Source organism: Streptomyces chartreusis NRRL 3882, from assembly GCF_900236475.1.
Classification (GTDB): domain Bacteria; phylum Actinomycetota; class Actinomycetes; order Streptomycetales; family Streptomycetaceae; genus Streptomyces; species Streptomyces chartreusis_D.
On sequence record NZ_LT963352.1, the window covers coordinates 1,182,977 to 1,208,888 of the forward strand.

General features: G+C 71.9%; 23 protein-coding genes, 1 tRNA gene and 1 riboswitch. Of the genes, 6 read left to right on the forward strand and 18 right to left on the reverse strand.

The features are described from left to right. Positions 1–166 precede the first annotated feature (166 nt). Positions 167–3,352, forward strand: a complete 3,186-nt coding sequence (locus SCNRRL3882_RS05325; RefSeq protein ID WP_078602926.1) for an AfsR/SARP family transcriptional regulator — start codon at positions 167–169, stop codon at positions 3,350–3,352. 285 nt (positions 3,353–3,637) lie between these two features. Here the strand turns inward: SCNRRL3882_RS05325 and SCNRRL3882_RS05330 are convergent. Beyond that, positions 3,638–3,711 (reverse strand) — tRNA-Pro (locus tag SCNRRL3882_RS05330). A 136-nt stretch (positions 3,712–3,847) separates the two neighbouring features. On the opposite strand from SCNRRL3882_RS05330, the gene SCNRRL3882_RS05335 reads away from it, so the two are divergent. After that, the gene (locus SCNRRL3882_RS05335) at positions 3,848–4,549 is read left to right on the forward strand and encodes a transketolase (protein WP_010044695.1); all 702 of its coding nucleotides are present in this window, start codon (positions 3,848–3,850) and stop codon (positions 4,547–4,549) included. Between the two features lie 29 nt (positions 4,550–4,578). After that, positions 4,579–5,490 carry a transketolase family protein gene (locus SCNRRL3882_RS05340; RefSeq protein WP_010044693.1) on the forward strand — a complete coding sequence of 304 codons (912 nt, stop codon included), beginning with the start codon at positions 4,579–4,581 and terminating at the stop codon, positions 5,488–5,490. Between the two features lie 13 nt (positions 5,491–5,503). On the opposite strand, the gene SCNRRL3882_RS05345 is transcribed toward SCNRRL3882_RS05340, so the two are convergent. The 12 genes from SCNRRL3882_RS05345 to SCNRRL3882_RS05400 form a co-directional block, all read right to left on the reverse strand. Next, a complete protein-coding gene (locus tag SCNRRL3882_RS05345; RefSeq protein WP_010044689.1) occupies positions 5,504–5,863 on the reverse strand; it encodes an MmcQ/YjbR family DNA-binding protein in 360 nt (119 codons plus the stop codon). Between the two features lie 30 nt (positions 5,864–5,893). After that, complete coding sequence (locus tag SCNRRL3882_RS05350) at positions 5,894–6,427, reverse strand: GNAT family N-acetyltransferase (protein ID WP_010044687.1); 534 nt, start codon at positions 6,425–6,427, stop codon at positions 5,894–5,896. Continuing rightward, positions 6,424–6,996: a helix-turn-helix domain-containing protein gene (locus tag SCNRRL3882_RS05355; RefSeq protein ID WP_029181514.1), complete on the reverse strand. Its 573-nt coding sequence runs from the start codon at positions 6,994–6,996 to the stop codon at positions 6,424–6,426. The genes SCNRRL3882_RS05350 and SCNRRL3882_RS05355 overlap by 4 nt, the downstream gene beginning before the upstream one ends. 46 nt (positions 6,997–7,042) lie before the next feature. Next, positions 7,043–7,960: a LysR family transcriptional regulator gene (locus SCNRRL3882_RS05360; protein WP_010044683.1), complete on the reverse strand. Its 918-nt coding sequence runs from the start codon at positions 7,958–7,960 to the stop codon at positions 7,043–7,045. Between the two features lie 31 nt (positions 7,961–7,991). Next, a complete protein-coding gene (locus SCNRRL3882_RS05365) occupies positions 7,992–9,185 on the reverse strand; it encodes a glycine C-acetyltransferase (RefSeq protein WP_010044681.1) in 1,194 nt (397 codons plus the stop codon). A 35-nt stretch (positions 9,186–9,220) separates the two neighbouring features. Beyond that, on the reverse strand, positions 9,221–10,249 hold the full coding sequence (gene tdh, locus SCNRRL3882_RS05370) for an L-threonine 3-dehydrogenase (protein ID WP_010044675.1): 1,029 nt from the start codon (positions 10,247–10,249) through the stop codon (positions 9,221–9,223). A gap of 185 nt (positions 10,250–10,434) precedes the next feature. Beyond that, positions 10,435–11,007 carry a GAF domain-containing protein gene (locus SCNRRL3882_RS05375; RefSeq protein ID WP_010044674.1) on the reverse strand — a complete coding sequence of 191 codons (573 nt, stop codon included), beginning with the start codon at positions 11,005–11,007 and terminating at the stop codon, positions 10,435–10,437. Between the two features lie 85 nt (positions 11,008–11,092). Further along, positions 11,093–11,722 carry a GTP-binding protein gene (locus SCNRRL3882_RS05380; protein ID WP_010044673.1) on the reverse strand — a complete coding sequence of 210 codons (630 nt, stop codon included), beginning with the start codon at positions 11,720–11,722 and terminating at the stop codon, positions 11,093–11,095. Continuing rightward, a complete protein-coding gene (locus SCNRRL3882_RS05385) occupies positions 11,700–12,071 on the reverse strand; it encodes a DUF742 domain-containing protein (RefSeq protein WP_010044672.1) in 372 nt (123 codons plus the stop codon). Before SCNRRL3882_RS05385 ends, SCNRRL3882_RS05380 begins: the two co-directional genes overlap by 23 nt. Before the next feature lie 2 nt (positions 12,072–12,073). Continuing rightward, complete coding sequence (locus tag SCNRRL3882_RS05390; protein ID WP_010044671.1) at positions 12,074–12,508, reverse strand: roadblock/LC7 domain-containing protein; 435 nt, start codon at positions 12,506–12,508, stop codon at positions 12,074–12,076. Positions 12,509–12,582: 74 nt separating this feature from the next. Next, positions 12,583–14,619: an ATP-binding protein gene (locus SCNRRL3882_RS05395; RefSeq protein ID WP_010044670.1), complete on the reverse strand. Its 2,037-nt coding sequence runs from the start codon at positions 14,617–14,619 to the stop codon at positions 12,583–12,585. A gap of 530 nt (positions 14,620–15,149) precedes the next feature. Then, on the reverse strand, positions 15,150–16,415 hold the full coding sequence (locus tag SCNRRL3882_RS05400; protein ID WP_010044669.1) for an MBL fold metallo-hydrolase: 1,266 nt from the start codon (positions 16,413–16,415) through the stop codon (positions 15,150–15,152). 127 nt (positions 16,416–16,542) lie between these two features. Between SCNRRL3882_RS05400 and SCNRRL3882_RS05405 the strand changes: the two genes are divergently transcribed. Both SCNRRL3882_RS05405 and SCNRRL3882_RS05410 read left to right on the forward strand, forming a co-directional pair. After that, on the forward strand, positions 16,543–17,721 hold the full coding sequence (locus tag SCNRRL3882_RS05405; protein WP_010044668.1) for a glutamate dehydrogenase: 1,179 nt from the start codon (positions 16,543–16,545) through the stop codon (positions 17,719–17,721). An 85-nt stretch (positions 17,722–17,806) separates the two neighbouring features. Continuing rightward, entirely contained in the window at positions 17,807–18,421 is a 615-nt protein-coding gene (locus tag SCNRRL3882_RS05410) for a TetR/AcrR family transcriptional regulator (protein ID WP_078602925.1), read from the forward strand. A 30-nt stretch (positions 18,422–18,451) separates the two neighbouring features. On the opposite strand, the gene SCNRRL3882_RS05415 is transcribed toward SCNRRL3882_RS05410, so the two are convergent. The 5 genes from SCNRRL3882_RS05415 to SCNRRL3882_RS05440 all read right to left on the reverse strand — a co-directional run bounded on the left by SCNRRL3882_RS05415 (position 18,452) and on the right by SCNRRL3882_RS05440 (position 24,921). Further along, positions 18,452–19,192, reverse strand: a complete 741-nt coding sequence (locus SCNRRL3882_RS05415; protein WP_010044666.1) for a helix-turn-helix domain-containing protein — start codon at positions 19,190–19,192, stop codon at positions 18,452–18,454. 425 nt (positions 19,193–19,617) lie between these two features. Then, positions 19,618–20,403, reverse strand: a complete 786-nt coding sequence (locus SCNRRL3882_RS05425) for an SGNH/GDSL hydrolase family protein (RefSeq protein ID WP_010044665.1) — start codon at positions 20,401–20,403, stop codon at positions 19,618–19,620. Positions 20,404–20,565: 162 nt separating this feature from the next. Beyond that, positions 20,566–21,279 carry a DUF6250 domain-containing protein gene (locus SCNRRL3882_RS05430; RefSeq protein WP_010044664.1) on the reverse strand — a complete coding sequence of 238 codons (714 nt, stop codon included), beginning with the start codon at positions 21,277–21,279 and terminating at the stop codon, positions 20,566–20,568. Positions 21,280–21,477: 198 nt separating this feature from the next. Then, positions 21,478–22,368: a M23 family metallopeptidase gene (locus SCNRRL3882_RS05435; RefSeq protein ID WP_010044663.1), complete on the reverse strand. Its 891-nt coding sequence runs from the start codon at positions 22,366–22,368 to the stop codon at positions 21,478–21,480. Positions 22,369–22,372: 4 nt separating this feature from the next. Next, a riboswitch (cyclic di-AMP (ydaO/yuaA leader) is annotated at positions 22,373–22,534 on the reverse strand. Between the two features lie 311 nt (positions 22,535–22,845). Beyond that, entirely contained in the window at positions 22,846–24,921 is a 2,076-nt protein-coding gene (locus tag SCNRRL3882_RS05440; RefSeq protein ID WP_029181513.1) for an alpha-galactosidase, read from the reverse strand. Positions 24,922–25,100: 179 nt separating this feature from the next. On the opposite strand from SCNRRL3882_RS05440, the gene SCNRRL3882_RS05445 reads away from it, so the two are divergent. Beyond that, positions 25,101–25,898, forward strand: a complete 798-nt coding sequence (locus SCNRRL3882_RS05445; protein ID WP_010044661.1) for a tyrosine-protein phosphatase — start codon at positions 25,101–25,103, stop codon at positions 25,896–25,898. Positions 25,899–25,912: the final 14 nt, after the last annotated feature.

Sequence of the window (25,912 nt, forward strand, 5' to 3'; positions counted from 1 at the left end):
GGGAGAGAAACGATCCGGCCAGCGCGTCCGGGGCACGGATTCGGTCGGTGCGCGGGCGGTTCTCGGCCGACAACGGCTCTCGGTCAGCACGGCGCCTTGTTTCGGTCAGCACGCGACCGCGTCTGGAAACGCTTACCCCTTCCTGTCATGCTCGGCATTCCATGACATGTCCACTACCCCCTGCCATGCGGCGTCGACATGGCCGGACCAGCGGGAGGCGCTGGTGGAATTCCAGGTACTGGGCCCGGTGGGTCTCCGGGTGGACGGTCAGCGGGTCGAGCTGGGCTCGGACAAGGAGCGGACCCTCCTGGCCGTGCTGGCGCTGGACGTGAGCCGTCCGGTGGCCCTGGACACGCTCATGGACCGGCTCTGGGACGGCGAACCACCGCCACAGGCCCGCGGGAACACGCACAGCTACGTCTCCAGACTGCGCCGGCGCCTGAAGACCGCCCCGCCTGCCGCGAACGCGCCCCGCATCGTCAGCCGCGCCCACACGTACACGCTGGACGCGCCCCGCGCATCGGTCGACTGGCACCGGTTCCAGCATCTCGTGACGCGGGCCGGTGGCGCCGCGGCGGACGGAGACGACGAGCGGGCGGCCGCCCTCCTCGACCTCGCCGAACGGCTGTGGCGGGGCGAGGCACTCGCGGGACTCCCCGGACTCTGGGCCGAGAGCGTACGGCGGACCCTGGCGCAACGCCGGCTCACCGCGACCGTCGCCCGCACCGCCGCCCAGCTCCGGCTGGGCCGGTTCGCCGAGACGGGCGCCGAGCTGTCGGCCCTCGTCGACCGGCATCCGGGCGACGAGACGCTGGCGGGCCAGTTGATGCTGGCGTACTACGGCAGCGACCGGTACACCGACGCGCTGCGCGTCCATCAGGAGATCCGTCACCTGCTGATGACACAGTACGGGTCCCGGCCGGGAGCCGAGCTGAACCGCATCCACCGCGGGATCCTCGAACGCACACCGGCCGCCGATCTCGCCCGGGGCCGGGCGGCTCCACCCGGCACGGCCCCCGCGCCGCCACGCCCGGCGCTCCCACGCCCGCCCCGCAACCTGCCCCATCAGCCGCCGCTGGTCGGCCGCCGAGCGGAACTGCGGGACCTGAGCTCCATGGCCGACGCGCCGGCGGCGGACGGCCAGGTCATCAGCCTGGAGTCCGTCAGCACCGTGAGCGGCATGGCGGGGGTCGGCAAGACCGCCGTGGCCGTGAACGGCGCGGCCCTGCTCGCGCCCCGGTTCCCCGACGCGCAGTTGTACGTCGACCTGCGCGGCCACTCCCCGGTCGGCGAGCCCCTCGACCCCGGCGCGGCTCTGGCCACTCTCCTGCGCCTGCTCGGCGCGCCGGCCGAGACCATTCCCGTCGAGCTCGAAGGCCGTAGCGCCCTGTGGCGGACCATGCTGGCGGAACGCCGGGCCGTCATCGTTCTCGACGACGCCGTCAGCGCCGCGCAGATCCGGCCGCTGCTGCCGGGGGGCTCGCCCTCCCTGACGATCATCACCAGCCGGCGCCACCTGACCGGTCTGCCGCACGCCCGGCACATCCCGCTCGACGTGCTGCCGAGCGACGACGCCGTCGCCTTGTTCCGCGCGTTCGCCGGTGCGGCTCGCACGCACAGCACCGAGGAGACCGCACGCATCGTCCGGCTGTGCGGCCATCTCCCGCTCGCGATCGAACTGGTGGCGAGCCGCTTCCGCGCCCACCCCTCCTGGACGCTCACCACGCTGGCCGAGCGACTCACCCGCGGCGAAGGCCGGCTCGGCGAGATCAGGGACGCCGAACAGGAGGTGGCCCGCGCCCTCGATCTCACCTACCAGACCCTCACCGAGGAGCAGCGCACCGCCTTCCGGCGCCTCAGTCTCCACCCCGGCGTCGACTTCACCACCGACTCGGCCGCCGCCGGACTCGGCCTGGCGCCTCCGGCCGCAGAGCGGGTCCTCGAGTCACTCCTGGCCTGCCATCTGCTCCGCGAGCCCGCCCCGGACCGCTACCAGTACCACGACCTGCTGCGGGAGTACGGCCGTTCCAGGTCCATGACGGACGACACCGACCAGGACCGGGCCGCCGTCCTCCGCCGCCTCACGGACTTCTACGTCGACGCGGCCGACCGCGCCGACCGGCTCGCCCACCCCCGCCGCATTCGCCCCGCCTCACCGCACGCTCGGCCCGGGGAACACCTGCCGCAGTGGCCCGACGCCGAGGCCGCCCGGGCCTGGCTGGCCGCCGAGCGGGCGAACCTGCTGGCCACGGAGCGGCACGCCCGCAGCCACGGCCGCGCCGGGGCCGCGGCCCGACTCGCCTACGCCATGGCCGGTTTCCTCAACCAGGAGTGCCACTGGAACGACGCGCGGACCGTCCTCGAACCCGCCGTCGAGCACTGGGCCCGGGCAGGAGACCAGGCCGCACTCTGCCGCTCCCTGATCCACCTGAGCGCCGTGCACGCGCACACCGCGCGCTACCCGGAGGCCGCCGACGCCGGCGAACGGGCCCTGCGGATCGCCCGAGCGACCGGGTACGCCGAGGCGGAGGCCGAAGTGCTGCGGACGCTCGGCACGCTGGCCTGGCACCGGGGCGACAACCGGGCAGCGCTCGGCCTCTTTCAGCAGGCGTTCACTCTCACCGCTGCCGCGGGGGATTCCGTGGCCACCGCACGGCTGCACAACAACATGGCGGTGACCCTCCTGTTCCTGGGACAACACGATCGCGCCCTGGAGCACTTCCAGAAGTCGCTCACAGGGTTCAGCGAAGCGGGCGACCACGCGGCGCTGGGCAAAACCCTCAACAATATCGGGGATCTCCACATGAGGACCGGGGATCTGGAATCCGCACGCCGTTCGTTCGAGGAATCGCTCGCGGTACTGGAGCACGCCGGAAATCGCTACGACCGCGCCACGGTGCGCTGCAGCCTCGCGGACGCCCTCACGGAATCGGGCGACACCACCGCCGCGCTCCCCCTTTACCAGGAGGCGTTCACGGAATTCCGGTCACTCGGCGACCGGAAAAGCCAGGCCGACACAGCGACAGGCATGGGTGAAGCACACCGGAAAGCAGGAGAGACGGACAAGGCCGTCCGGCACCTGCTGGACGCGCTGGACATCGCCCGCACCATCGGCGCGGCTCACCAGGAGACCCGGGCGCTGCGCCGCCTCGGCCAGGTCTATTCGGACGCCGGCAGATTCGACTCCGCGGCGGAGTATCTGAGGGCCGCCATCTCCCTGGCCGAGCACACCCACGAGGCAGACGAGAAAACGAAGGCCGAGGACCTCTTAACCGAATTAAGACAGGCGTTCGACCTATCGGGGGGCGATTTAACGAGTAACCAAGACGCCGGGCCCAGATTTTCCATATAAGCCATTCATAGGATACGGTTCCGTCCGCAAGATCATCCGATCTGCGGAAAGGAACGTTTCTACGTGAACGCAATACGACGGATGACCGTCGGAGCCACACTCGTCGCCACTCTGGGCATATTTGGCGCGTACACGCCAAGCGCGTCGGCCGCCGAGTTCACTTCGCCCTCATCGGTCAGTACGAACGGCTGCATCATGATGTGACCCTCGACAGGGTCAGTCGGCAAAAAGCAAAAAGGTCATACCGTCCTGCACGGTATGACCTTTGACCTGCGACACCACAAGTCGGGACGACAGGATTTGAACCTGCGACCCCTTGACCCCCAGTCAAGTGCGCTACCAAGCTGCGCCACGTCCCGTTGCCCGTCTGACCTGGGGATTCCCCCGGCCGAACGCGCAGGGAAACCATACCGCACTCGCGCCGGTGATCGCGCATCCGTTTCCGGGCACCCGTCGCTTGACCTCAACATTGGTTGAGGTTGCACGCTCGTCCGCATGACGAACGCGACGGACATGACACACACGTACGCCGACCTGCCGGGACTCATGGGCCTGATGACCGGCGACGAGAAGCACGGCCCGGCCGCGACGTCCACGCTGGACGTGCTGTGGGTGTTGTACGACCGGGTGCTGCGGGTGAGCCCGGAGGGGATGGCCGACCCTGAGCGGGACCGGTTCCTGCTGTCGAAGGGGCACGGGCCGATGGCGTACTACGCCGTGCTGGCCGCCAAGGGCTTCATCCCGGTGGAGTGGCTGCCCGGCTTCGGCTCGTACGACTCACCCCTCGGTCACCATCCCGACCGCACGCTCGTGCCGGGGGCCGAGATCGGCAGCGGATCGCTCGGGCACGGGCTGCCGATCGCCGTCGGCACGGCACTGGGGCTGCGCGCCCAGGGGCTCGACGAGCCACGGGTGTGGGCGCTGATCGGAGACGCCGAGCTGGACGAGGGCAGCAACCACGAGGCGATCGCCTTCGCCGGGCCCGCCGGGCTCGACCGGCTGCACACCGTCGTCGTCGACAACTCCTCCGCGTCGTACGCGCGGCCCGGCGGCATCGCCGCCCGCTTCGAGGCGGCGGGCTGGTCCGCGCTGACCGTCGACGGCCGTGACCACGAGGCGCTGTACGCCGCCTTCACCGCACCGCACCCGGGCCGCCCGCACGTGGTCGTGGCCCGGGTCGAGCCGAAGTCCGCCTGACCTCCCCGCCGGAAAGGAACCAGAACGCCATGGACACCATGCGTGATCGCTTCGCCCCTGTCGTCTCCCGGCTGCTCGACGAGGACCCACGGGTCGCCGTCGTCCTCGCCGAGATCGGCAGGGACGGCTTCGCCGAGGCGGCCCGGCGCCACCCCGACCGGGTCGTCAACGTCGGCATCCGCGAGCAGCTGCTGGTCGGCGCGGCCGCGGGGCTGGCGCTGACCGGACTGCGGCCCGTCGTGCACACTTTCGCCAGCTTTCTCGTCGAGCGGCCCTTCGAGCAGGTCAAGCTGGACCTCGGGCACCAGGACCTGGGCGCGGTGCTGGTGAGCGCCGCCGCCTCCTTCGACTGGCCCGCGGGCGGCTACACCCACATGGCGCCGGGCGACGTGGCGCTGCTCGACACCCTGGACGGCTGGACCATCCATGTGCCGGGCCACCCGGACGAGGCCGAGACGCTGCTGCGGCACGCGGTCGCCGCGGGCGACGACAAGGTCTACGTGCGGCTGTCCCTCCAGTCCAACGGGCGGGCGCTGCCCGTCGACGGGGAGCGCTTCCGCACGGTCCGCGAGGGACGCACCGGGGTCGTGGTCGCCGTCGGGCCGATGCTCGACACGGTGCTCGCCGCCACCGAGGGCCTCGACGTCACGGTCCTGTACGCGACGACCGTCCGCCCCTTCGACGGGGCCGCCCTGCGCCGGGCCACCCGGGCGGCCGGGGCGGACGTCGTCCTCGTCGAGCCCTACCTGGCGGGCACCTCGACGGCCGCCGCGAACGACGCGCTGTCCGAGGTGCCGCACCGGGTGCTGGGGCTGGGCGTGGGCCGTCGCGAACTGCGGCGGTACGGGCAGCCGGCGGAGCATGTCGCCGCCCATGGCCTCGACGCCCGGTCGCTGCGGGAGCGCATCGGGGGGTTCGTCGGGGCGGCGGCTCCCGCGTGAGACCCGGAGGAGGTCACTCCCCCGCCGGGAGGCCCAGCCGGGGATGCGCCTCCAGGAGCCGGGGCGGAGCCGCCTGGCGCCAGGAGTCGGCCAGGATGTCCCGCAGTTCGCCCTCGTCCTCCAGCGCGTCGAGCCGGGCCCGCACCCAGGCGAACTGCGCCTCGTGGTCGGCGATCCAGAACTTCCCCGGCTCGGCGAGCACCAACTCGTCCCGCTCCTCCTTGGGGCAGCGCACGGCGATGGACGTCTCGTCCTCCGGCAGGGTGGCGAACATCTTTCCCGCGACCCGGAACGTGGGCATGCTCCAGGCGATCTTCTCCGTCGTGTCCGGCAGGGACAGCGCGATACGGCGTACGTCTTCGGCATCCGGCATGGCAGGCACGTTATCGGCTGCCACTGACAATCACCTGGTGAGAGCGGTTGCCGGTATGTGCTTGTAGTAGATCGTCGTCGGCCGCAGCCGACCGTCGGGGCTCGCCGCGTAGTCGGGGATCGCGCCGACCGCGGTCCAGCCGGCCGAGCGGTACAGATGCTCGGCGGGGCTGCCGGTCTCGGTGTCCAGGTGCAGGAGGGTGACGCCGGCCTCTGCGGCGGCGCCCTCCGCCGTGGTCAGGAGCCTGCGTCCGAGGCCACGGCCCCGGGCGTCCCGGTGCACCATGAGCTTGACGAGTTCGGCGCGGTGGCGGCTGTTCGCCTTGGCGGGGAAGGCCAGGCTCACGGTGCCCAGCACCCGGCCCCCGTCGTACGCCGCCCAGACGGCGAGCCGTCCCGCTGCCGTCTCGGCGGCCCGCTCCTCCCACCAGGCGAGCGCCTCCGCACGGTCGAGCGGGGCGAGGAAGCCGACCGAGGCACCGCCGTTCACGGTGTCGGCCAGCAGATCCGCCAACCCGGCCCCGCACCGGGCGAACCGGTCTGCGTCCAGACGGTCGACGATCACGGCCGCACCACCGCCAGCAGGTACCGGACGCCGTCGGGAGCGGCGCACCGGAACCGGGTCGGGCCCCACACGCGCATGCGCAGGCAGTCGCCGGCGCCGAGGTGGTGTTCGGTGTCCTGCGCGGTCACGTCGAGGGCCCCTGCGAGGACCCAGATGTGCTGTTCCAGACCGGTGACGGGCGGACGGTCGTAGGCGATGTCGGCGCCGGGCGAGAGGCGGGCCTCGACGAGTTCGCCGCGCAGGGCGGAGTGCGGTGGTGACACGGACCGCCGTACGAAGCCGGAGGCCTGGTCCCGCCATACGAGCTGGTCGGCGGCCCGCAGCACGGGGGCCGGCTCGGCCTCGACCTCGCTGAGCAGTTGGGACATGGTCCGCCCGTAGACGGCGCACAGGCGGTTCAGGAGGGAGGCCGTGGGGCTGGTCTCCGCCCGCTCGGCCCGGGACAGAGTCGACCGGCTCACTCCGCTGCGGTCGGCCAACTCGCCCAGGGACCAGCCGTGTTCGGCCCGCAGCTCGGCCAGGCGCGCGCCGAGCCGGGTGTCGACGGGATCCACTTCGTCGCTTCTCATATTCGGGATGCTATCCCGGATATGAGACGCCCCCGTTTCCGGCTCCTCACACCGGCAGTGGCTGCGCCTGGGCCGCCGCGCCGAGCGCGTCCAGCACCGGGCGGATCAGCGGATGCCCCTCGGCTCCCCGGCGCACGGCGGCGAAGACCCGCCGGGTGGGCGCCGTGCCGTCGACGGGGCGGACGACCACCCCGGCGAGGTCCATACCGCGCAGCGCCGAGCGCGGCACGAGGGCCACGCCCGCGTCGGCGGAGGCGAGGGCGACAACCGCGCGGAAGTCGTCCGAGGAGTGCTCCATGCGGGGCTGGAAGCCGGCGTTCTCGCAGGCCAGGACCACCACGTCGTGGCAGGGGTTGCCGGGGTACGGGCCGATCCACGCGTCCTTGGCCAGTTCGGCGAGCGGGACCTCCGCCGCCCCGGCCAGGCGGTGGGCGACCGGGACGACCGCGTCGAAGGGCTCGGCGTACAGCGGTACGTGAGTCAGTCGCGGGTCGTCGGCGGGCGGGGCGCCCCGGTACTCGACCGCGACGGCGACGTCGACCTGTCGGTCCAGCACCATCGGCAGGCTGGCGTCGCCCTCGGCGTCCTGGACGCGGATGCGGATCCCGGGCGCCGAATCGGCGAGGCGGGCCACCGCGGGCGCGACGACCAGCGCGATGCCGGTCGCGAAGGAGGCGACCGTGACGGCGCCGGCCGCCCCCGAGCTGTAGGCGGCCAACTCGGCCTCGGCCCGCTCCAGTTGGGCGAGGACCGCGTTGGTGTGGCTGAGCAGGATCTCGCCGGCCGGGGTGAGGCGTACGCCCTTGGCGCCGCGCTCGACGAGCCGGTGCCCGGTCTCCTGCTCCAGCGCGGCGAGCTGCTGGGACACCGCCGACGGGGTCAGATACAGCGCGGCGGCAGCCGCCGTCACCGTACGGTGGTCGGCCACCGCACGGAGGATGTGGAGCCGCCGCGCCTCGATCATGCGATCGATTCTCTCAGGTCGCCGGCGTCGCTCAGCCGGCCAGCTCCGCCCGTGCCGCCACGAAGGCGTCGACCGCGCGACGGACGTCCTCGGCCGAGTGCGCTGCCGACAGCTGGACGCGGATCCGGGCCTGGCCCTGCGGCACCACCGGGTAGGAGAAGCCGATCACGTACACGCCGCGCTCCAGCAGCAGCTCCGCCATCCGCCCGGCGACCGCCGCGTCACCGATCATCACCGGGGCGATGGGGTGGTCACCGGGGAGGACGTCGAAGCCCTCCTCGGTCATCCGGCCGCGGAAGAGAGCCGTGTTCTCGTGGAGGCGGACGCGCAGGTCGTCCGCCGACTCCAGCAGGTCCAGAACCTTCAGGGAGGCCGCCGCGATCACCGGGGCGAGCGTGTTCGAGAACAGGTACGGCCGGGAGCGCTGACGCAGCAGGGCGACGATCTCCGCGCGGGCGGCGACGTAACCGCCGGAGGCGCCGCCGAGGGCCTTGCCGAGGGTGCCGGTGATGATGTCGACGCGGTCCATGACGCCGTGCAGCTCGGGCGTGCCGCGGCCCCCCGGTCCGACGAAGCCGACGGCGTGCGAGTCGTCCACCATGACCATCGCGTCGTAGCGGTCGGCGAGGTCGCAGATCTCCCGCAGCGGTGCCACGTAGCCGTCCATGGAGAAGACGCCGTCGGTGACGATCAGCCGGCGACGCGCGTCGGACGCCTCCTTCAGCCGCGCCTCCAGTTCGGCCAGATCACGGTTGGCGTACCGCAGGCGGCGGGCCTTGGACAGCCGGATGCCGTCGATGATCGACGCGTGGTTGAGCGCGTCGGAGATGACCGCGTCCTCCGGGCCGAGCAGCGTCTCGAACACGCCGCCGTTGGCGTCGAAGCAGGAGGAGTACAGGATCGTGTCCTCCTGGCCGAGGAACGCCGACAGCCGCGCCTCAAGTTCCTTGTGCACTTCCTGGGTGCCGCAGATGAAGCGGACGGAGGCCATGCCGTAGCCCCAGCGGTCCAGGGCCTCGTGGGCGGCGGCGACGACCTCGGGGTGGTCGGCGAGGCCGAGGTAGTTGTTGGCGCAGAAGTTGAGGACCTCGCCGGGGCGGCCGCCCGCGGTGACGTTGACGGTGGCGGACTGCGGACTGCCGATCACGCGCTCGGGCTTGTGCAGGCCAGCGGCGCGGATCTCGTCGAGGGTGGCACGCAGGTCGTCGCGCACGGAGTCGAACATGAGAAGGCTCCTGAGATGCTTGCGGGGAAGGGGAGTTACGCGGTCCAGTCGAGGATGACCTTGCCGCCGCGGCCGCTCGCCGCGTCGGCGAACGCCGCCTCGAAGTCGCGGTAGCCGTACCGGCCGGTGATCACGGGGGCGAGGTCGAGGCCGCCCTCCAGCAGCACGGACATCGCGTACCAGGTCTCGAACATCTCGCGGCCGTAGATGCCCTTGACGGTGATCATCGAGGTGACGATCCGGGCCCAGTCGACGGGGAACTCCTGCGCGGGCAGGCCGAGCATCGCGATCCGGCCGCCGTGCGTCATGTTGGCGATCATGTCCCGCATGGCTTCGGGGCGGCCGGACATCTCCAGGCCGATGTCGAAGCCCTCGCGCAGTCCGAGCGTGCGCTGCCCGTCGGCGATGGTGGCGCCCGCGACATTGAGCGCGAGGCTGACCCCGACCTTGCGGGCCAGCTCCAGCCGCTCCTCGCTGACGTCGGTGATCATGACGTGGCGGGCGCCCGCGTGCCGGGCCACGGCGGCGGCCATCAGCCCGATGGGGCCCGCCCCGGTGATCAGCACGTCCTCGCCGACGAGCGGGAACGACAGCGCGGTGTGCACGGCGTTGCCGAACGGGTCGAAGATCGCGGCCACGTCGAGGTCGACGGGCACCCGGTGCACCCAGACGTTGGCGGCGGGCAGGACGACGTACTCGGCGAACGCCCCGTCGCGGCCCACGCCCAGACCTATGGTGGCCCGGCACAGGTGGCGGCGGCCGGCCAGGCAGTTGCGGCACTTGCCGCACACCAGATGGCCCTCGCCGCTCACCCGGTCGCCGACGGCGATGTCGGTGACGTCCCGCCCGGTCGCGACGACCTCGCCGACGAACTCGTGCCCGACCACGAGCGGGGTGCGGATCGCCTGCTGCGCCCAGCCGTCCCAGGCCCTGATGTGCAGGTCGGTGCCGCAGATACCGGTGCGCAGCACCTTGATCAGTACGTCGCCGGGCCCGGCAGCGGGCTCCGGGACGTCCGCGAGCCACAGCCCGGGCTCCGCCTTCTGTTTGACCAGCGCCTTCACCGCTACGGCTCCTGGGGGTGAGTCCCGGCTCCGGGCATGCCGAAGGTGTCCCTGGGCCGGGAGAGGAGTGGGATCGCACAGCAATCTGCCGTACGCCGGCCGCACCGGTCCATCGAGGTTTTCTTAAGCGCCGCCGCAGCTTTCCTTCACGCCTCCTGGGTGCGCTGCCGAAGACGCGGGGCGTGTCAGTAGGGCAGCCTGCCGTCCCAGCCCTCCAGCTGTGCGACGAGCTGCGCGGCGTGTTCCTTGATGGCCGTCAGGCCCGGCTTCCCCCACGGCCGGGGCCCGACGTCGGCGACGCTGACCGTGCCCAGCACCAGGCCCGTGCCGTCGATGAGCGGTGCTCCCAGATAGGAGCGGATGCCGAACTCGTCGACCACCGGATTGCCCGCGAACCGCGGATAGTCGTGGACGTCCTCCAGGACCAGGGCCTTGCGTCGCGCCACCACATGGGGGCAGAAGCCATGGTCGCGGGGGAGACTACGGCCGACCCGGGGGCTGGTGCCGTCGCTCCGCACCACCGGCGCGACGGCCGGAACGCACAGGCCCGCGTAGAACTGGCCTCGCTCGTCCGGGAAGTTGACCATGGCGTACGGCGCACCGGTGAGCTCGGCGAGGCCGTGCGCGAAGGCGTCGAGTGCGGGTTCGGGGCGCTCCCCCAGGCCCAGCAGGCGCAGTCGGCCGGCGCGGGCGGGGGCCTCCTTGTCCTCGGGTGTGAGCAGCAGACGACCGGCCGGGCGCGGCGGGTCGTAGCTCATGGGCGTCCTCCCGGACTGTGGGCATGCGTCATATACGGGCTCCCTGGCGGGGTTGGGGGATCACATGTGGGATCACTTGTGGCGTTCACATGTGGGCGCCATACCCCGTCGCGGGGGCGGGCGCATGGGCGATGAGGTGGCGCACGAGGGTCAGCAGGGTCTGCACCCCGGAGCTGGAGATCCGGGCGTCGCAGCACACGACGGGGATCTCCTCGGACAGGTCGAGGGCGGCGCGCACCTCCTCCGGGTCGTACCGGTGGGCGCCGTCGAACTCGTTGACGGCGACGATGAAGCCGAGGCCGCGTTGTTCGAAGAAGTCGACGGCCGCGAAACACTCCTGGAGGCGGCGGGTGTCGGCGAGGATGACCGCCCCGAGTGCGCCCTCGCACAACTCGTCCCACATGAACCAGAACCGCTCCTGTCCGGGGGTGCCGAACAGGTACAGCACGTGTTTCGGATCGAGCGTGATGCGGCCGAAGTCCATGGCCACGGTCGTCTCGACCTTGTTCTCGATGCCGTCGAGGTTGTCCGTCGCGGCGCTGACGGTGGTGAGCAGCTCCTCCGTGCTGAGCGGCGCGATCTCGCTGACCGCGCCGACGAAGGTCGTCTTGCCCACGCCGAACCCGCCCGCCACCAGGATCTTGAGGGCGGTGGGGAACGGGTCGCCGCCGTGGCCGGAATCGTCGGCGTAGTCAGAGCTGTCGTCGTAGTCCATCGAGCACTGCCTCCAGAAGGGCCCGGTCCGTCGGGTTGTGGTGGAACGCGGGGGGCTTGGTGGTCAGCGCCCCGCAGTCGACGAGGTCCGCCAGCAGCACCTTGGTGACGGCCACCGGCAGCTTCAGATGGGCGGCGACCTCCGCGACGGCGACGGGCACACTGCACCGCTCTAGTGCCTGCGCGTGCTCGGGGCCGAGGTAGCCGAGGGGGGTCGCCCCGGTGGCCATCACCTGCGACATCAGGTCGAGCGCGACGGTGGGACGGGTACGGCCGTTGCTGACCGTGAACGGGCGCACCAGCCGCCCGGCCGCGTCGTCGAGCCAGGGCCCGTCACCGGCCGCCGCCACCCTCAAGGCCTCATCGCCGGGGATTCGACGGACTGCTGGCGGGGAGCGGTGACCAGGTACGGGCGGACGCTCTTGACCAGCATCGCCATCTCGTAGCCGAGGACCGCCGCGTCGGCCTCCCGGCCGGCGAGCACGGCCAGGCAGGTGCCGGAGCCGGCGGTGGTGACGAACAGCAGGGTCGAGGCGAGTTCGACCACGACCTGCCGGACGTCGCCGCCGTCGCCGAAGCGGACGCCGGCGCTGCGGCCGAGGGAGTACAGGCCGGAGGCCAGGGCGGCCATGTGGTCGGCGCTGTCCGGGTCGAGGCCGTGGACGGACTTCACGAGCCCGTCGCAGGACAGGAGCACCGCGGCGGTCGTGTGCGGCACGCGCTGCACGAGGCCGCTCATCAGCCAGTCGAGATCGGATACATGGGCGGTCGGCGCATCGCTCGCCATGGTGGATCGACTCCTTGGGGTACGAAGGTCTGCGGGAGCGCTGGGGGTGGGAACAGAGGTGGGAACGGGGGTGGTCATCCGGCGGGTGCGCTCCCGTCGTGCCGGGTGGTGGTGTGGTCGGGGCGGGACGCGGTCACACCGTCCCGTGCGCCGCGCGCCTCGGTTATGCGAGCCGCGTCGACGGTGGGGAGGGACTCGGTGTGCACCGGCTCCATGGGGGTCGGGTCCCGGTGTGCGGGCTCGATGTGCGTCGGAGGCTCCAGGTGTGTCGACGACTCCGTGTCGCCCCACTCCGTGTTCCCGGTCTCCATGTGCTGTTGGGCCTCGGCAAGGCTGATACCGCGCTGGAAGGCCGCCATCAGGCCGGGATCGTGGCCGACGAGGAACTCGGGGTCCTGGCGCGGCGTGGGACCGTCGCGCAGCTGGGGTGCGATGTGTTCCTGGGCACGGCGGCGGGGCAGTTGGGGCTTGCCCATGGTGCCGCGCACCGTGCCGTTGCGCGGGGTGGGCGGAGCCGTCACGTTCTCGGCGAGGATGCGCCGGTCGTCGGGGCTGATGCCGGGCCGCGCCTCGGCCGGGTTGGGCCGCTCCCGATGGGTCCCGCGCACGGGCAGGGGCGCGGGCCGGCCGCTCTGCGGGCTTCGGCCCGAGGCCCGTTCGGCCTCCTGCTGGTGCGCGCGGGTCGGGGTGGGCGCCCTCGGCGGGACCGACGGCAACGCTTCGGACGCGGCACCCGACCCGGACGGGAATCCGTACACCGCCGAGGACTCTGACGCAGCCACCTCCGCTGGGGACGCCCCCGTGGACGCCGCTCCGGCTCGGGACTCGGGCACGACCCCGGCCGCGTCTCCGGCCCCGACCGCGGACTGCCCGGTGCCCCCGGGCGCGCCCGCCTCCGCCCCGAGCAGCGCCTGCGGCACGACGAGCACCGCCTGCACTCCGCCGTAGATGTTGGTCTGGAGGCGGACGGTGATGCCGTGCCGCCGGGCCAGCTGCGAGACGACGAACAACCCGATGCGGCCGTCCGCGAGGAGCCGGGCGACGTTCACCTGGTCCGGGTCGGCGAGCAAGGCGTTCATCCGCGCCTGCTCCTCCAGGGGCATGCCCAGTCCACGGTCCTCGACCTCGACGGCGAGCCCGGAGGTGACGAGGTTGGCGCGCAGCAGCACCTGGGTGTGCGGGGCGGAGAACACCGTGGCGTTCTCGACGAGTTCGGCCAGCAGGTGGATGACGTCGGCCACGGCGTGTCCGCGCAGGGTGCCGTCGATCGGCGGGACGAGCTTGACCCGCGAGTACTGCTCGACCTCGGCGATGGCCGAGCGCAGCACCTCGGTCATGGAGACCGGGTTGCTCCACTGGCGGCGGGAGACGGCACCGCCGAGCACGGCGAGGTTCTCGGCGTGGCGGCGGATGCGGGTGGCGAGGTGGTCGACGTGGAAGAGCCCCTTGAGCAGGTCGGGGTCCTCCATCTCGTTCTCGAGCTCGTCGAGGATGGAGATCTCGCGGTGCACCAGCGACTGCAGGCGCCGGGCGAGATTGACGAACACCTCGAGCTTCTGTTCGCTGCCCGCCTGGCTGGAGAGCTGCGAGGCGTGGACGACGGCGGTGACGGCGCCGTCGTGCGCACGGGTCAGGTCGGCGGCGAGGAGTTCGAAGTCGTCGGCGCCCTCGGCGGGGCCGCCGCGTGGACTGCTCTGCGGGCCGGGCTGCGGCGGTCCGTCGCCACGGCGCAGCGTCTCGACCAGGGTGCGCAGGTCGGCCTCGCGCCGCGTGGTGGTGCGGCGCAGGACGCCGATGCGGTCGTGCACGGACCGGGCGGCCCGGTTGGCGGCCACCGCGGCGACGACGATGCCGACGAGGGTCACCGAGACCGCCCCGGCGAGCACGGCCCACAGTGTCAGCCCCGGCCGCGCTCCGGTCGACCGGACGGTGAAGAGGACGGCGGCACAACCGCTCAGGGCGACGGCGACGGGCGGCAGTACGGCGAGGCGCAGCAGCTGCGGCCGTATATGGGTCTCGGGCAGCGCGGGTGCGGTGCGGGCGGCCGGCCGCCCGTGCCGCCCGCCCTCACGGCGGTCTGCGCGTGCGGCCGGGGCGCGGAGGTGAGACATCGGTGTCCTCGTACTGGTCCGTCGGGCCTGGGTGCCAGGGGGGCTTGCGGTGGTACGACCGGGCTCACGCGGCCGCTTCCGCGCGCCCCGGGCTGTGGGCTCGGCCGGCTCCCGCCCGGCACCGTCGCGTCCGGAGTCCGCGTGCCGCCCGGGCCCGGAGGGGGCCACCACGGCGGCGCCCGTACCGGCGTCGGTCCTACGCGGGCAGCGGGAATCCCCCTCGCGTCGACTCCCTCGTCCGCCTTGCGCCTGCACGTACCGGTCCCCACTCCTTGATCCGTCTGTTTCCCGACGGACACTGACAGTAGTCGTCAGCGCATCATGTGCGGTGGGCAGTTGACAAACTCATACGGAGAGCGTCCCGCTCTGGTATGAGCTCTCGTACGACAGACCGATAACCTCCTCACACCTCCGGACGCGAACGACAACAGTTCGATCCGACCTGGTCAGAAGTGGTCACGCAGACACGGCGAGGGCCGGGGAGCCTCTCGCTCCCCGGCCCTCGACGTCGACCCTCCGCTCGCTCCGGCTCAGCCCGCCGGAAGCGTTTCAGGGTCCTCCGTGTCCTTGCCCGCCTTGCCGCCACCGTCACTCAACGTATCCGCCTGGGCCACGGCTGCTGCGCTCGATGTGGTGTTGATCGCGGCGCCGGCGAGGGCTTCGCCGGCCGGAAAGCCCCCCGCGGGGGCGAGCGCCACCCCACGCCACCACGGCTCGCAGGGGACGTTCCCGGCCGCGGGCTCGAAGGGTTCACCGGGGTGCGGCAGGGCGATCCGGGCGCCCACGGCGCGGGCGGCCGCGAGCGTCCCCTCGCCGGGATCCGCCCAAGGGTGCGTCGCCAGGTTGAACGTGGCCCAGTGGATGGGCAGCATCGGGCCCTGCTCCGGTCCGCCCTGGAGGTCGAGGTGGGCGCGCATGCCCTCGTCGGGGGTCATGTGGATGTCGGGCCAGAAGTCGGAGTACGCGCCGATCTGGATCATCGTGGCGTCGAACGGCCCGTGCTCGGCGCCGATCTCCTTGAAGCCGTCGAAGTAGCCGGTGTCGCCGCTGTGGTAGATCCGGTGCTCCTCGCCGGCGACGACCCAGGAGGCCCACAGGGTGTGCTGGGTGTTGCGCAGGCCCCGGCCGCAGAAGTGCCGGGCGGGAGTGGCGGTCAGGGTGAGGCCGCCGATCTTCGTCGACTCGTGCCAGTCCAGCTCGCGCAGCCGGCCGGCGGACACGCCCCAGTGCTCCAGGTGCGCCCCGACGCCGAGCGGCACGGCGAACAGCGTGTCCGTGCCGGCCAGGGCCTTGATGGTGGGCATGTCCAGGTGGTCGTAGTGGTCGTGCGAGATGACCACGACGTCGACCGGGCCGAGCGCGGCCAGCGGCAGGGGCACCGGGTGCAGCCGCTTCGGGCCGGCGAACGGGAACGGGGAGCAGCGCTCGCCCCACACCGGGTCGAACAGCACGCGCCGCCCGTCGATCTCGGCGAGCACGCTGGAGTGTCCCATCCAGGTCAGCCGCAGCCCGGTGGCCGGGGGCCGGGCGATGTCGGCGAGGGTGGTGGCGTGCACCGGCACGGTGCCCTTCGGGGCACGGCGGGGCCGGGTCTCCTTGTCGAAGAAGACCTTGGCGAAGTCGAGGGTGGAGCCCGAGGGCCGGGTCCGCGCGGGACCTCCGGGGTTCTGGAAGACCCCGTCCTTGAAGTGGGGCGATCTGCGGATGCGCGCCATGCGCTCACCGCTCGGGTCCGCGCCGAACGCCCCGGGCCGGAGCGCGCGGAGCCCGGAGCTCAGGGAACGGAAACCGGCCACGGTACCTCCAGGTGGAGTCGGTCAGGCTTTCCATTATGGTCGGCCCCTTGCGACAACACCGGGGCCCAGGCGCCCCACGAGGGGTGATACTGAACGGATATTCAGTATTCACGGCGAAGGAGCCCGCATGGCCAGCCCCCTGCTGTCCCTCACCTGGACCGACCACGTCACCGGCCGCCGGGGCTTCCTGGTCGTCGACCGGCTAGTGCGCGGTGTCGCCAGCGGCGGTCTGCGGATGCGCGCGGGCTGCACCCTGGACGAGGTCACCGGCCTGGCCCGCGGCATGACCATGAAGGAGGCCCTCCACTACGACCCCGGCAGCCGCTACGTCCCGCTCGGCGGCGCCAAGGGCGGCATCGACTGCGACCCGCGCGACCCGGAGGCCTACTCGCTGCTGGTGCGGTACCTGCGCGCCATGCGGCCGCACATCGAGAGCTTCTGGACGACCGGCGAGGACCTCGGGCTCACCCAGGACCTGGTGGACCGGGCCGCGGCCGAGGCGGGACTGGTCTCCTCCATCCAGGCCGTGTACCCGCTGCTGGACGACGAGGCCGAGGCCCGTCGGCGGCTGAGGGACGCGTTCGCGGTCGAGGTGGACGGCATCGGCCTGGACGAGCTGGTCGGCGGCTGCGGTGTCGCCGAGGCGGCACTCACGGCGCTGGACCGCGCCGGGGTGCCCCACGCGGGGACACGGGTCGCCCTCCAGGGACTGGGCACCATGGGCGGGGCCACCGCGCGCTTCCTCACCCGCGCGGGACTCACGGTCGTGGCCGTCGCCGACATCAAGGGCACCATCGTCAACCCGGCGGGGCTCGACGTCGAGGCGCTGCTCGCCGCGCGGGATACCCACGGCACCGTGGACCGATCCGCGCTGCGCCCCGGCGACCGCGAACTGCCGGGCGACGCCTGGCTCTCGGCCGACACGGACGTCCTGGTGCCCGCAGCCGTCTCGTACGCGATCGACGCAGGGAACCAGGAGCGGATCACCGCCCGCTGGGTCGTCGAGGCGGCCAACATGCCCGTACAGCCGGAGGCGGAGCTGCTGCTCGCCGCGCGCGGGGTGACCGTGCTGCCGGACGTCGTGGTCAACTCCGGGACGAACGCCTGGTGGTGGTGGACGCTGTTCGGGGACATCGGCGCCGACGCCGAGGAGGCGTTCGCGCACGTACGCCGCTCGATGCGGTCCCTGGTCGAGCGGATGCTGGCCCGCGCTCTGGCCGACGGCACCACACCGCGGGCCGCCGCCCACGCGCTCGTGGCGGACCGGTTGCCGGTCATAGCGGAACGGTTCGGCTGGTACCGCTGACGCACGGCGGGACGATCCGGGCCCCTTGCCGGACCGGCTGAATACACCGGTCAAGAGGGTGCACGCGCGTGTGTAGGGTGGCGGCGTGACGAGAGTCCGGTTGAGCGTGGCGGAACGCCGCGGGGAGCTGCTGCGGGCCGCCGTCGAGCAGATCGAGGCCCGGGGCGTGGCGGCGGTCAGGATCGCCGACGTGGCCTCGGCGCTCGGTGTGAGCAACGCGCTGGTGCTCTACCACTTCTCGACCAAGGAGAAGCTGGTCGCCGCCGCGTTCCGGCATGCGGCCGAGGCCGACCTCGCCCATCTGCGCAGGCTGCTCGGCCGCCGTACGTCGGCACTGCGCCGACTGCGGTCGGCCGTACGGTGGTACGCCCCGACCGGCCAGGCCAAGGGTTGGCGGCTGTGGATCGAGGGCTGGTCGGCGGCGCTGCGCGAGCCCGCGCTGCGGGAGGTCACCCAGGACCTCGACCGGCAGTGGAAGGCGGCCCTCGCCGAGGTCATCGCGGAGGGCATGGCGGCCGGTGAGTTCCACTGCCCCGACCCGCACGGCACGGCCCTCCGCCTCACCGCCCTCCTCGACGGCCTGGCCGTCCAGCTGACGTCCTACCCGGGCGCGGTGCCGCGGGCACGGGCCCAGGAGTGGGCCGAGGAAGCACTGGCCCGCGAACTGGGCCTGGATCCGGCGGCCTCGACCCGGTCCTGACCGGGCGGGAACCCGAATCGAAACGGCCGGCTATCCGCGATCGGCGGTGCCCGAGGTCGTTTCGGGTTTGGTGTGGAGGACCTCGCGGGCCTGCTCCGCGGCACGGACGAGGCTCTCGGCGACGAAGTCGACGAAGCGGGCGATGTTCTCGAGGCGGGTGGCGGCCGGGGTGTCGGGACCGAGGACGCCGACGCCCTGCCGTGCGGCCGCGGCCAGTTGGGCACTGGACCGGGCACTGGCGATCATCGACTGGTAGAAGACGTCGTCGTCGACGGCGTACCGCTCGCGGCGGCCCTCCCCGCGCTCCCGGCGGATGAGGCCCTGGCTCTCCAGGAACGCGACCGCCTTGGACACGGACGCCGGGCTGATCCGGAGGTGCTGGACGAGTTCGGACGCGGTGAGGCTGCCCGCGTCGGTGGTGTAGAGGCACGTCAGCACCCGGGACATCATCTTGGGCAGGCCCTGCCGCATGAGGAGGGTGGTGAACATCTCCTCGTACTCGCGCACGGCCTCGACATCGCGCCCGTCGACCGGCGCGGGCGCCTGCGCCCGCCGGGGCGCGGCCTGCCTCCGCCGGTGGATCCGGCGTTCGGTGGCACGGTGAGCCAGGTCGGCGCGGTAGGCGGTGGGGCCGCCGTTGCGCATCACCTCACGCGTGACCGTCGAGGTCGGACGGTCGAGCCGTCGGGCGATCTCCGCGTAGGCGAGGCCATCGCCCAGCCCCTGCGCGATCTGCTGACGCTCCTGCTGGGTGAGCCTGCCTCCCGGCATCACGGTCCCCTTCGTGCCTAGGTGCCGTCAGCATAGTGCTCGATCTCCACCCATTGCAACGATCAGGTGGACTACCGTTGCATTGACCACCGTCAACTGGCAGTGAACTGCTCAAACGCAGCGCACCAGTTACCACGGCAATGAACGCAACGTAGCTTTCCATATCCTGAAATGAAGAGGGCGGCGAGACGCGCCCGCGCCCGCCGACGCACGGAAGGGGACGTGTCGGGGGGTGTCCGCCCGCAGCGGTCGGCGCGTCAACGGACAGTCAGTCGGTGCCCGACCCCATCGCGCCGTTCCGAGGACGGACACCCCCCGGCGCGGCCCCGACCCACAACCGGCGCGCAGGCGCTACGCGCACCCCCACCGAAGCCGCGCAGGCCGCCGCAGGCACCCCGGCCCAACCACCGCAGGCACCCGCCCCCTCACGCCACCGCAGCGATCCGCATCCTGATGTCCTCCGGCGAGAGCGCACCCTTCGCCGTCACATGGTCCCCCGACGACTCCCCACGCAGCCGCCGCCCGATCCACGGGACCAGAAACTCCCGCGCCCAGTGCACATCGTCCCGCCGAACCTCAAGCGGCCCCCGCGCCGGCAACGGCGGCCACGGCTGCTCCGGGTCCGCCGGGACCTCCAGCCCGAGCACCTGCCCCGCGCGGAGCGCCACCCGCGTGTGCCCCTCGGGCGACAGGTGCAGCCGGTCGGCGTCCCAGGCCCTGCGGTCCTGGACACTGCGCAGGGACCACAGGTCGAGCACCGGGCAGCCGTACCGGTCGGCGATGGCCCGGACATGCCCGTTGTACGTCGCGATCTTGCCCCGCAGGTGCTTGAGCACGGGCATCCCCCGGGTGTCGAACCCGGTCGTCACCATCACGGTGCCGGCCACGGCGGTGAGCCGCACGAGGGCCCGCTCGAAGCGCTCGGCCACCTCGTCCGGGTCGGTGCCGGGCCGGAGGATGTCGTTGCCCCCGGCGCAGAACGAGACGAGGTCCGGGGCCATTTCGACAGCCCGCGGAACCTGGTCCGCCACGATCTGGTCGAGGAGCTTCCCGCGCACGGCGAGGTTGGTGTACTGGAAGTCGCCTTCGGGCCGGCGGTCGGCGAGCAGGACGGCGAACCGGTCGGCCCAGCCGACGAACGCCCCGTCGGGGCCGGGATCACCGACGCCCTCGGTGAAGCTGTCCCCCACCGCCACGTACGACCCGATCACTGCTCTGCTGTCACTCTTCGAATCGTCTGCCACAGCAGCTCATGATTCACCTTCGAATGTGACTTACGCGACCGTAGGAAGGGGTTGACTGGCGGTGAGATAAGCCACTCCTAAAGTGTTCGCCAACTCCGGAATAGCCTATGAGTCAGTGACGTTGCGGGTTCAATCCCGAGCCCGCGACTCCCAGACCCGGAACCCTGCGATCCGGAAGTGGCTCCACACGGTCCGGAAGCCGAAGTGCCCAGTGGTGTACGGCTCCGGATCGCTGTAGTCGAACACGAGCCTCCCGTTGTTCCACCACCGCACCGTCGAACCGTCGGAGACGATCCGCACCCGGTTCGGCTCACCCGGCACCAGCAGCGGCTCGGTGTAGTCGTAGACCAGGGGCCGGACACCGGGCTCGCCGACATACCGCCGCAGCCGGGTCGTGGTGTTGTGGTTCGCCCCGTAACCGGCGTAGTACGTCGTCAGGTGGTCGTACTCCGCCAGCGCCCCACCACGCGGGGTGGCGAAGAGATCGTCCGGGGAGCGGACGTCGGTCGCGTTCCAGAAGTTGTTGAGGTCCGAGACGCGGTCGTTGGCCCCGCCCTCCGACACAGGCGTCGCGGTGTACTCCAGGACGTACGGGCCTTCGAGCCGCCGTCTGAACCAGACGGTCGCGCCGCTCGGTACGTCGATCTCAAGGACGCCACGGGAGGCGGTGACCGTCCCGCCGTCCTGGAGTTCGGTGGCCCACTGGCCGAGGCCGTGGCAGAAGTCGTCGTGGGCGATGAGACGGCGGCGCCGGGGGGCGGCGTACGCGGCCCCCGTCGGGGCGAGCGCCGCCAGGGCGGCTCCGGCGGTCAGGGCTCCGAACGCCCTGCGGGTGGTCGGCACGGGACACATCTCCTTCGGGATCCGTCTGGAAGGCTCTAGAAAGCGCTTGCGCTCCGGACGGGATCACTGTGTCCCAACTGCCGCCCGCTGTCGATCCCTTGAGGCGACCGGAAGGGCGCACCACGCACGCCGAAGGCCGGACCCGGGGGTCGGGGTCCGGCCTTCGGTCGCGTGTCAGGCAGGTGGTCGTGCGGTCGGTCAGCCGACGGAGACGCCGTGCGAGCGCAGGTAGGCGACCGGGTCCACGTCCGAGCCGTAGTCCGGCGTGGTGCGGATCTCGAAGTGCAGGTGCGGTCCGGTCACGTTGCCGGTGGCACCGGACAGGCCTATCTGCTGCCCGGCGGTCACGGTCTGGCCGGCCGAGACGGAGAGCTGGGACAGGTGGGCGTACTGCGCGTAGAAGCCGTCGTTCAGCTTGATGACGACCTGGTTGCCGTACGCGCCGCCCCAGCCGGCGGAGACGACCGTGCCCGCGCCGACGGCCTTGAGCGAGGTGCCGGTCGGGACGACGAAGTCGACACCGGTGTGGTAGCCGCTGGACCACATGCTGCCGGACATGTGGTAGGGGGTGCCGACGGTGGCGCCCTCCACCGGGAGGGTGAAGCCGCTGGAGGCCGCGGCGGCCGGCTTGGCGGCGGCCGGCTTCGAGGACGACTCGGAGGCGGAGGACTTGGACGCCGAGGGCTTCGCCGGGGCCGAGGACTTGGACTCGCTCGCCGCCGCCTTCTTGCCGATCGACAGCTTCAGGCCCGGGTGGATCAGCGACGGGTCGTCGCCGACGGCGTCACGGTTGTCCGCGTAGAGCTTCTTCCAGCCGCCGTCGACGTTCTGCTCGTCGGCGATCTTCGCCAGATAGTCACCGGCCCGCACGGTGTACGTGCGAACGCCCGTGGCCTTTTCGGCGGCCTTCTTCTCGGCGGCCGGAGCGGACTGGACGGCCTTTTCCGGAGCCGACTGCGGAGTGGCGGCGTGGGCGCCGGCGGCTCCCATGAGCGGAAGAGCGAGAGCGGCCCCGCCGGTTCCGGCGATGGCGATGGAGCGGGTGAAACGCTGGTTCTTCGGGCGGCGGTGCTTACCCTTCGCGGGCATGGCGAATTCCTCTCCGTCGCCTGCGAGGTGAGCTGTCGGGTTCGGACTGGAGATGCCCGGCCACGCCGAGGCGCGGCTTAACCCCAAGCCGTTCCGGGAACCGGAACAGGCGTCTTACCTGTGGGTCCCCCGCTCCTGCCGTACGTCGGGTCAGTGTGTGCGGGCTCCGGGCGGCGGCAGGATTAGGCGTCCGTCCGGATTGGTGTGGAACGTAAGCGACCAGGACGCAAAGGGACAAGCGTGCGGTTGCCTGTGACGGCGTTTTTCTTGACGCACCGGCACATTTTCCGTCACGGAGCGTGGATTACCGATCAATCACTTCCCTCAATATCCCTGAATGACGCGGGAATTACGTGCACATGGCAACAACACATCGTCACGAATATGACGATGCTCACGCACCCCGGCCTCATCTCCTTTACGACCGGGGCACGTTATGCCTAAATAACCGAAGCGCTCTCTATTCGGACAGAACGACTACTTGCGCTTAAGTCGGACGACGGTGGCGTCCAGATCCCCGCGCAGACCGACCCGCAGCCCGTGGTGGAGCAGCACGGCACCTCGGTGAACTTCGCCCGTTTTGAGGCATTCGTACGACGCCGAGGGGTCCAGGCCCCGCAGCCGGAGCGCCGGAACGGGCTCGCCGTAGCGCTGCGCCTGGAGCCAGGCGAGGACGACGCTCTCGTCGCCGAGCACGTACTGCACGGCACTCAGGCCACCCTCCGGCGGGCGCAGCCGGTGCAGCTCGCCGCGCTGCACCACCGGCCGGATCTCCTTGTACAGCTCCACCCAGTCCCGCGCCTCGGCGAGTTCCCGCTCCGTCCACTTCGTGAGGTCGCCGCCGACCCCGAGCACCCCGGCCATGGCGCTGACGAACCGGAACCGCAGTGAGCTGGCGCGCTGGTTGAGCATGGCGTTCGGGCTGTCGGTGACCCAGGCGGCCATGACCCGGGCCGGATGGATCTGGCTGAAGCCGTGCTGGATGGCGAGCCGGTCGAGCGGGTCGGTGTTGTCCGAGGTCCACACCTGGTCCGTGCGGCCGAGCACGCCGAGGTCGATCCGGCCGCCGCCGCCCGAGCAGGACTCGAAGGCCACCCCGGGGTGTGCGGCCCGCAGCCGGTCCAGCAGGGCGTACAGGGCACGGACGTGGTCGACCCACAGACGCTGCGGGTAGGGGTCGTCCGGCCAGCCGGCGTCGGTGAAGCAGCGGTTGAAGTCCCACTTGACGTAGTCGATCGGGGCGCTGGAGAGGAGCCCGTCGAGCTGCTCCCAGAGGTACTCCTGAACGTCCACACGGGCGAGGTTCAGTACGAGTTGATTGCGGAACTCCGTCCGCTTTCGTCCCGGTTGGTACTGCACCCAGTCCGGGTGCGCGCGGTACAGGTCGCTGTCCGGGTTGACCATCTCCGGCTCGACCCAGATCCCGAACTGCATACCGAGGCCGTGCACGTGCTCGGCGAGCGGCTTGAGGCCGCCCGGGAAACGGTCGGGGTTGGGGGTCCAGTCGCCGAGTCCGGCCCGGTCGCTGGTGCGCGTCCCGAACCAGCCGTCGTCGACCACGAACAGCTCGACGCCCATGGCGGCGGCCCGCTCGGCGAGCGCCCGCTGCTGCTCCTCGGAGATGTCGAACTCGGTGGCCTCCCAGGAGTTGAACAGCACCGGCCGGTCCTGGTCGGCGCCCGGGATCACGTACGCCCGCTGGTAGGCGTGCCAGGCGCGGCTGGCCCCGCCGTAGCCGCCGTCGGTCCAGAGCCCGGCGAAGACGGGGGTCGTGTACGACTCCCCCGTGCCCAGCATCAGCAGGCCCGAGTCGTCGTACCCGGCCCCGCCGGTGATCTGCACGCGCGCGTCCGGGAGCTGGGCCACGGCGATCCGCCAGGACCCGGACCAGCCCAGCGCGCATCCGTAGACCTCGCCGCGCTCCTCCGTCGCGTCGGTGTCGAGCGCGACCCACGGCAGGTGCTGGTGACCGGTGTGGCCGCGGCGGCTGCCGATGACCTTCTCGCCGTGGGTGAGGGCGGAGCGCTCCAGCCGGGACTCGGCGCCCCAGCGGCCGTGCAGCTGGGACAGCCGCCAGGTGTCGCGGTCGGGCAGGGTCCAGGTGGCGGAGTCGGCGCGCAGCACCTCGACGGCGGGTCCGTGGTTGTCGAGGGTCACCCAGCGCTCGACGACGTCCGTCGAGGAGCGCATCCGGTAGTGCAGCGTGACGGCGAGGTCGCCGTCGCGGAAGCGCAGCCGCAGCTCACCGTCCTCGGCGTCATGCCCCTCGTAGGTCCACTCCGTGCCGCGCCGCTCGCCGGTGCGTACGGACAGGGCGGGCCGGGCGAAACGGGGACCGCCCTCGACCGGGTACTCCTCGCGCCCGTCGAGCGGTGATTCGAAGGGCCAGTAGTCCGGCAGCGGCCGGACGGCGAGGGCCTCGGCGTCGGCCAGGCCGATCCGGGCGCCCCAGTGCAGGTGCAGCAGCTCGTCGCGGTCGGTGACGTGGACGGCGTAGCTGCTGGCCGGCCCGGAGAGCACCCACGTACGACCGTCTTCGGAGATGTCCAGCATCATGGCCTCACAGATTCGAACAAGCCCGACCAGGTGCGACCAGGCGCCAACATCATCGGGGGCTTCGGGCGCTCCGGGCAACGCCTGTGGACAACTCATTGCCCCAGGCAGGCATGTCGTATCGTCGAGTGGTGCCCGTCGACGAGCCGCGCCGGCGGCGCCGATGGGGAGGAGCCCACGTGACACAGCAGGTCCCGTCGACCGAGCCCGAGCTGGCCGGAGTGCGCAACTTCCGCGATGTGGGGGGACTGCCGACCGTGGACGGACGACGGGTGCGGCGGGGAGTGCTGTTCCGCAGTGGCCACCTCGCCCATGCGACCGGGGAGGACGCCGCCTTCCTGACCACCCTGGGCCTGCACACGATCTTCGACTTCCGCAACGCGGCCGACCAGAAGCTCGAAGGGCCGGACGTCGAGCTGCCGGGCGTGCGCAATGTGAACCTGCCGCTGAGCGACCCCGCCGACGGCGCCGAGTTCTGGAAGATGGTCCGCGACGGCGACCTCGACCAGCTGCGCGCGATCCTCTCGGACGGCAAGGGCGCGGACCGGATGATCGCCTCGTACCGCATGATCATCAGGAGTCGCACGGCCGAGCACTCCCAGGTGCTGCACGCACTCGCCGAGGACAGCGTCCCCGCCCTGATGCACTGCGCGGCGGGCAAGGACCGGGCGGGTCTGTCCATCGCGGTGACGCTGCTCGCCCTGGGTGTCGAACGCGAGGCGATCCTCGAGGACTACCTGAAGTCCAACGCCAAGCACCGCCGCTACAAGGTGCACCGCAGCAGCTCCGCCGCCTCGGCCTACTCCCCCGAGGTCATGGAGCTGCTCAGCCCCCTGTTCGACGCGCGCGCCGAGTACCTGGCGGCGGCCTTCGACACCATCGAGGAGACGTGGGGCGGCGTCGACGCCTATCTGGAGAAGGGGCTCGGGCTCACGCCTGAGGCCCGGGAGCGGCTGCGCGAGCGGCTGCTCGACTGACGTACGGCGCCGGC

Excerpts from the sequence above, each read along its gene's own strand:
- SCNRRL3882_RS05355 (WP_029181514.1), bottom strand. The coding sequence starts at position 6,996 with ATGAGAAGCGACGAAGTGGATCCCGTCGACACCCGGCTCGGCGCGCGC.
- SCNRRL3882_RS05365 (WP_010044681.1), bottom strand. The coding sequence starts at position 9,185 with ATGTTCGACTCCGTGCGCGACGACCTGCGTGCCACCCTCGACGAGATC.
- SCNRRL3882_RS05390 (WP_010044671.1), bottom strand. The coding sequence starts at position 12,508 with ATGGCGAGCGATGCGCCGACCGCCCATGTATCCGATCTCGACTGGCTG.
- SCNRRL3882_RS05380 (WP_010044673.1), bottom strand. The coding sequence starts at position 11,722 with ATGGACTACGACGACAGCTCTGACTACGCCGACGATTCCGGCCACGGC.
- SCNRRL3882_RS05345 (WP_010044689.1), bottom strand. The coding sequence starts at position 5,863 with ATGCCGGATGCCGAAGACGTACGCCGTATCGCGCTGTCCCTGCCGGAC.
- SCNRRL3882_RS05395 (WP_010044670.1), bottom strand. The coding sequence starts at position 14,619 with ATGTCTCACCTCCGCGCCCCGGCCGCACGCGCAGACCGCCGTGAGGGC.
- SCNRRL3882_RS05360 (WP_010044683.1), bottom strand. The coding sequence starts at position 7,960 with ATGATCGAGGCGCGGCGGCTCCACATCCTCCGTGCGGTGGCCGACCAC.
- SCNRRL3882_RS05415 (WP_010044666.1), bottom strand. The coding sequence starts at position 19,192 with ATGCCGGGAGGCAGGCTCACCCAGCAGGAGCGTCAGCAGATCGCGCAG.
- SCNRRL3882_RS05405 (WP_010044668.1), top strand. The coding sequence starts at position 16,543 with ATGGCCAGCCCCCTGCTGTCCCTCACCTGGACCGACCACGTCACCGGC.
- SCNRRL3882_RS05440 (WP_029181513.1), bottom strand. The coding sequence starts at position 24,921 with ATGCTGGACATCTCCGAAGACGGTCGTACGTGGGTGCTCTCCGGGCCG.
- SCNRRL3882_RS05435 (WP_010044663.1), bottom strand. The coding sequence starts at position 22,368 with ATGCCCGCGAAGGGTAAGCACCGCCGCCCGAAGAACCAGCGTTTCACC.
- SCNRRL3882_RS05340 (WP_010044693.1), top strand. The coding sequence starts at position 4,579 with ATGGACACCATGCGTGATCGCTTCGCCCCTGTCGTCTCCCGGCTGCTC.
- SCNRRL3882_RS05325 (WP_078602926.1), top strand. The coding sequence starts at position 167 with ATGTCCACTACCCCCTGCCATGCGGCGTCGACATGGCCGGACCAGCGG.
- SCNRRL3882_RS05375 (WP_010044674.1), bottom strand. The coding sequence starts at position 11,007 with ATGAGCTACGACCCGCCGCGCCCGGCCGGTCGTCTGCTGCTCACACCC.
- SCNRRL3882_RS05335 (WP_010044695.1), top strand. The coding sequence starts at position 3,848 with ATGACGAACGCGACGGACATGACACACACGTACGCCGACCTGCCGGGA.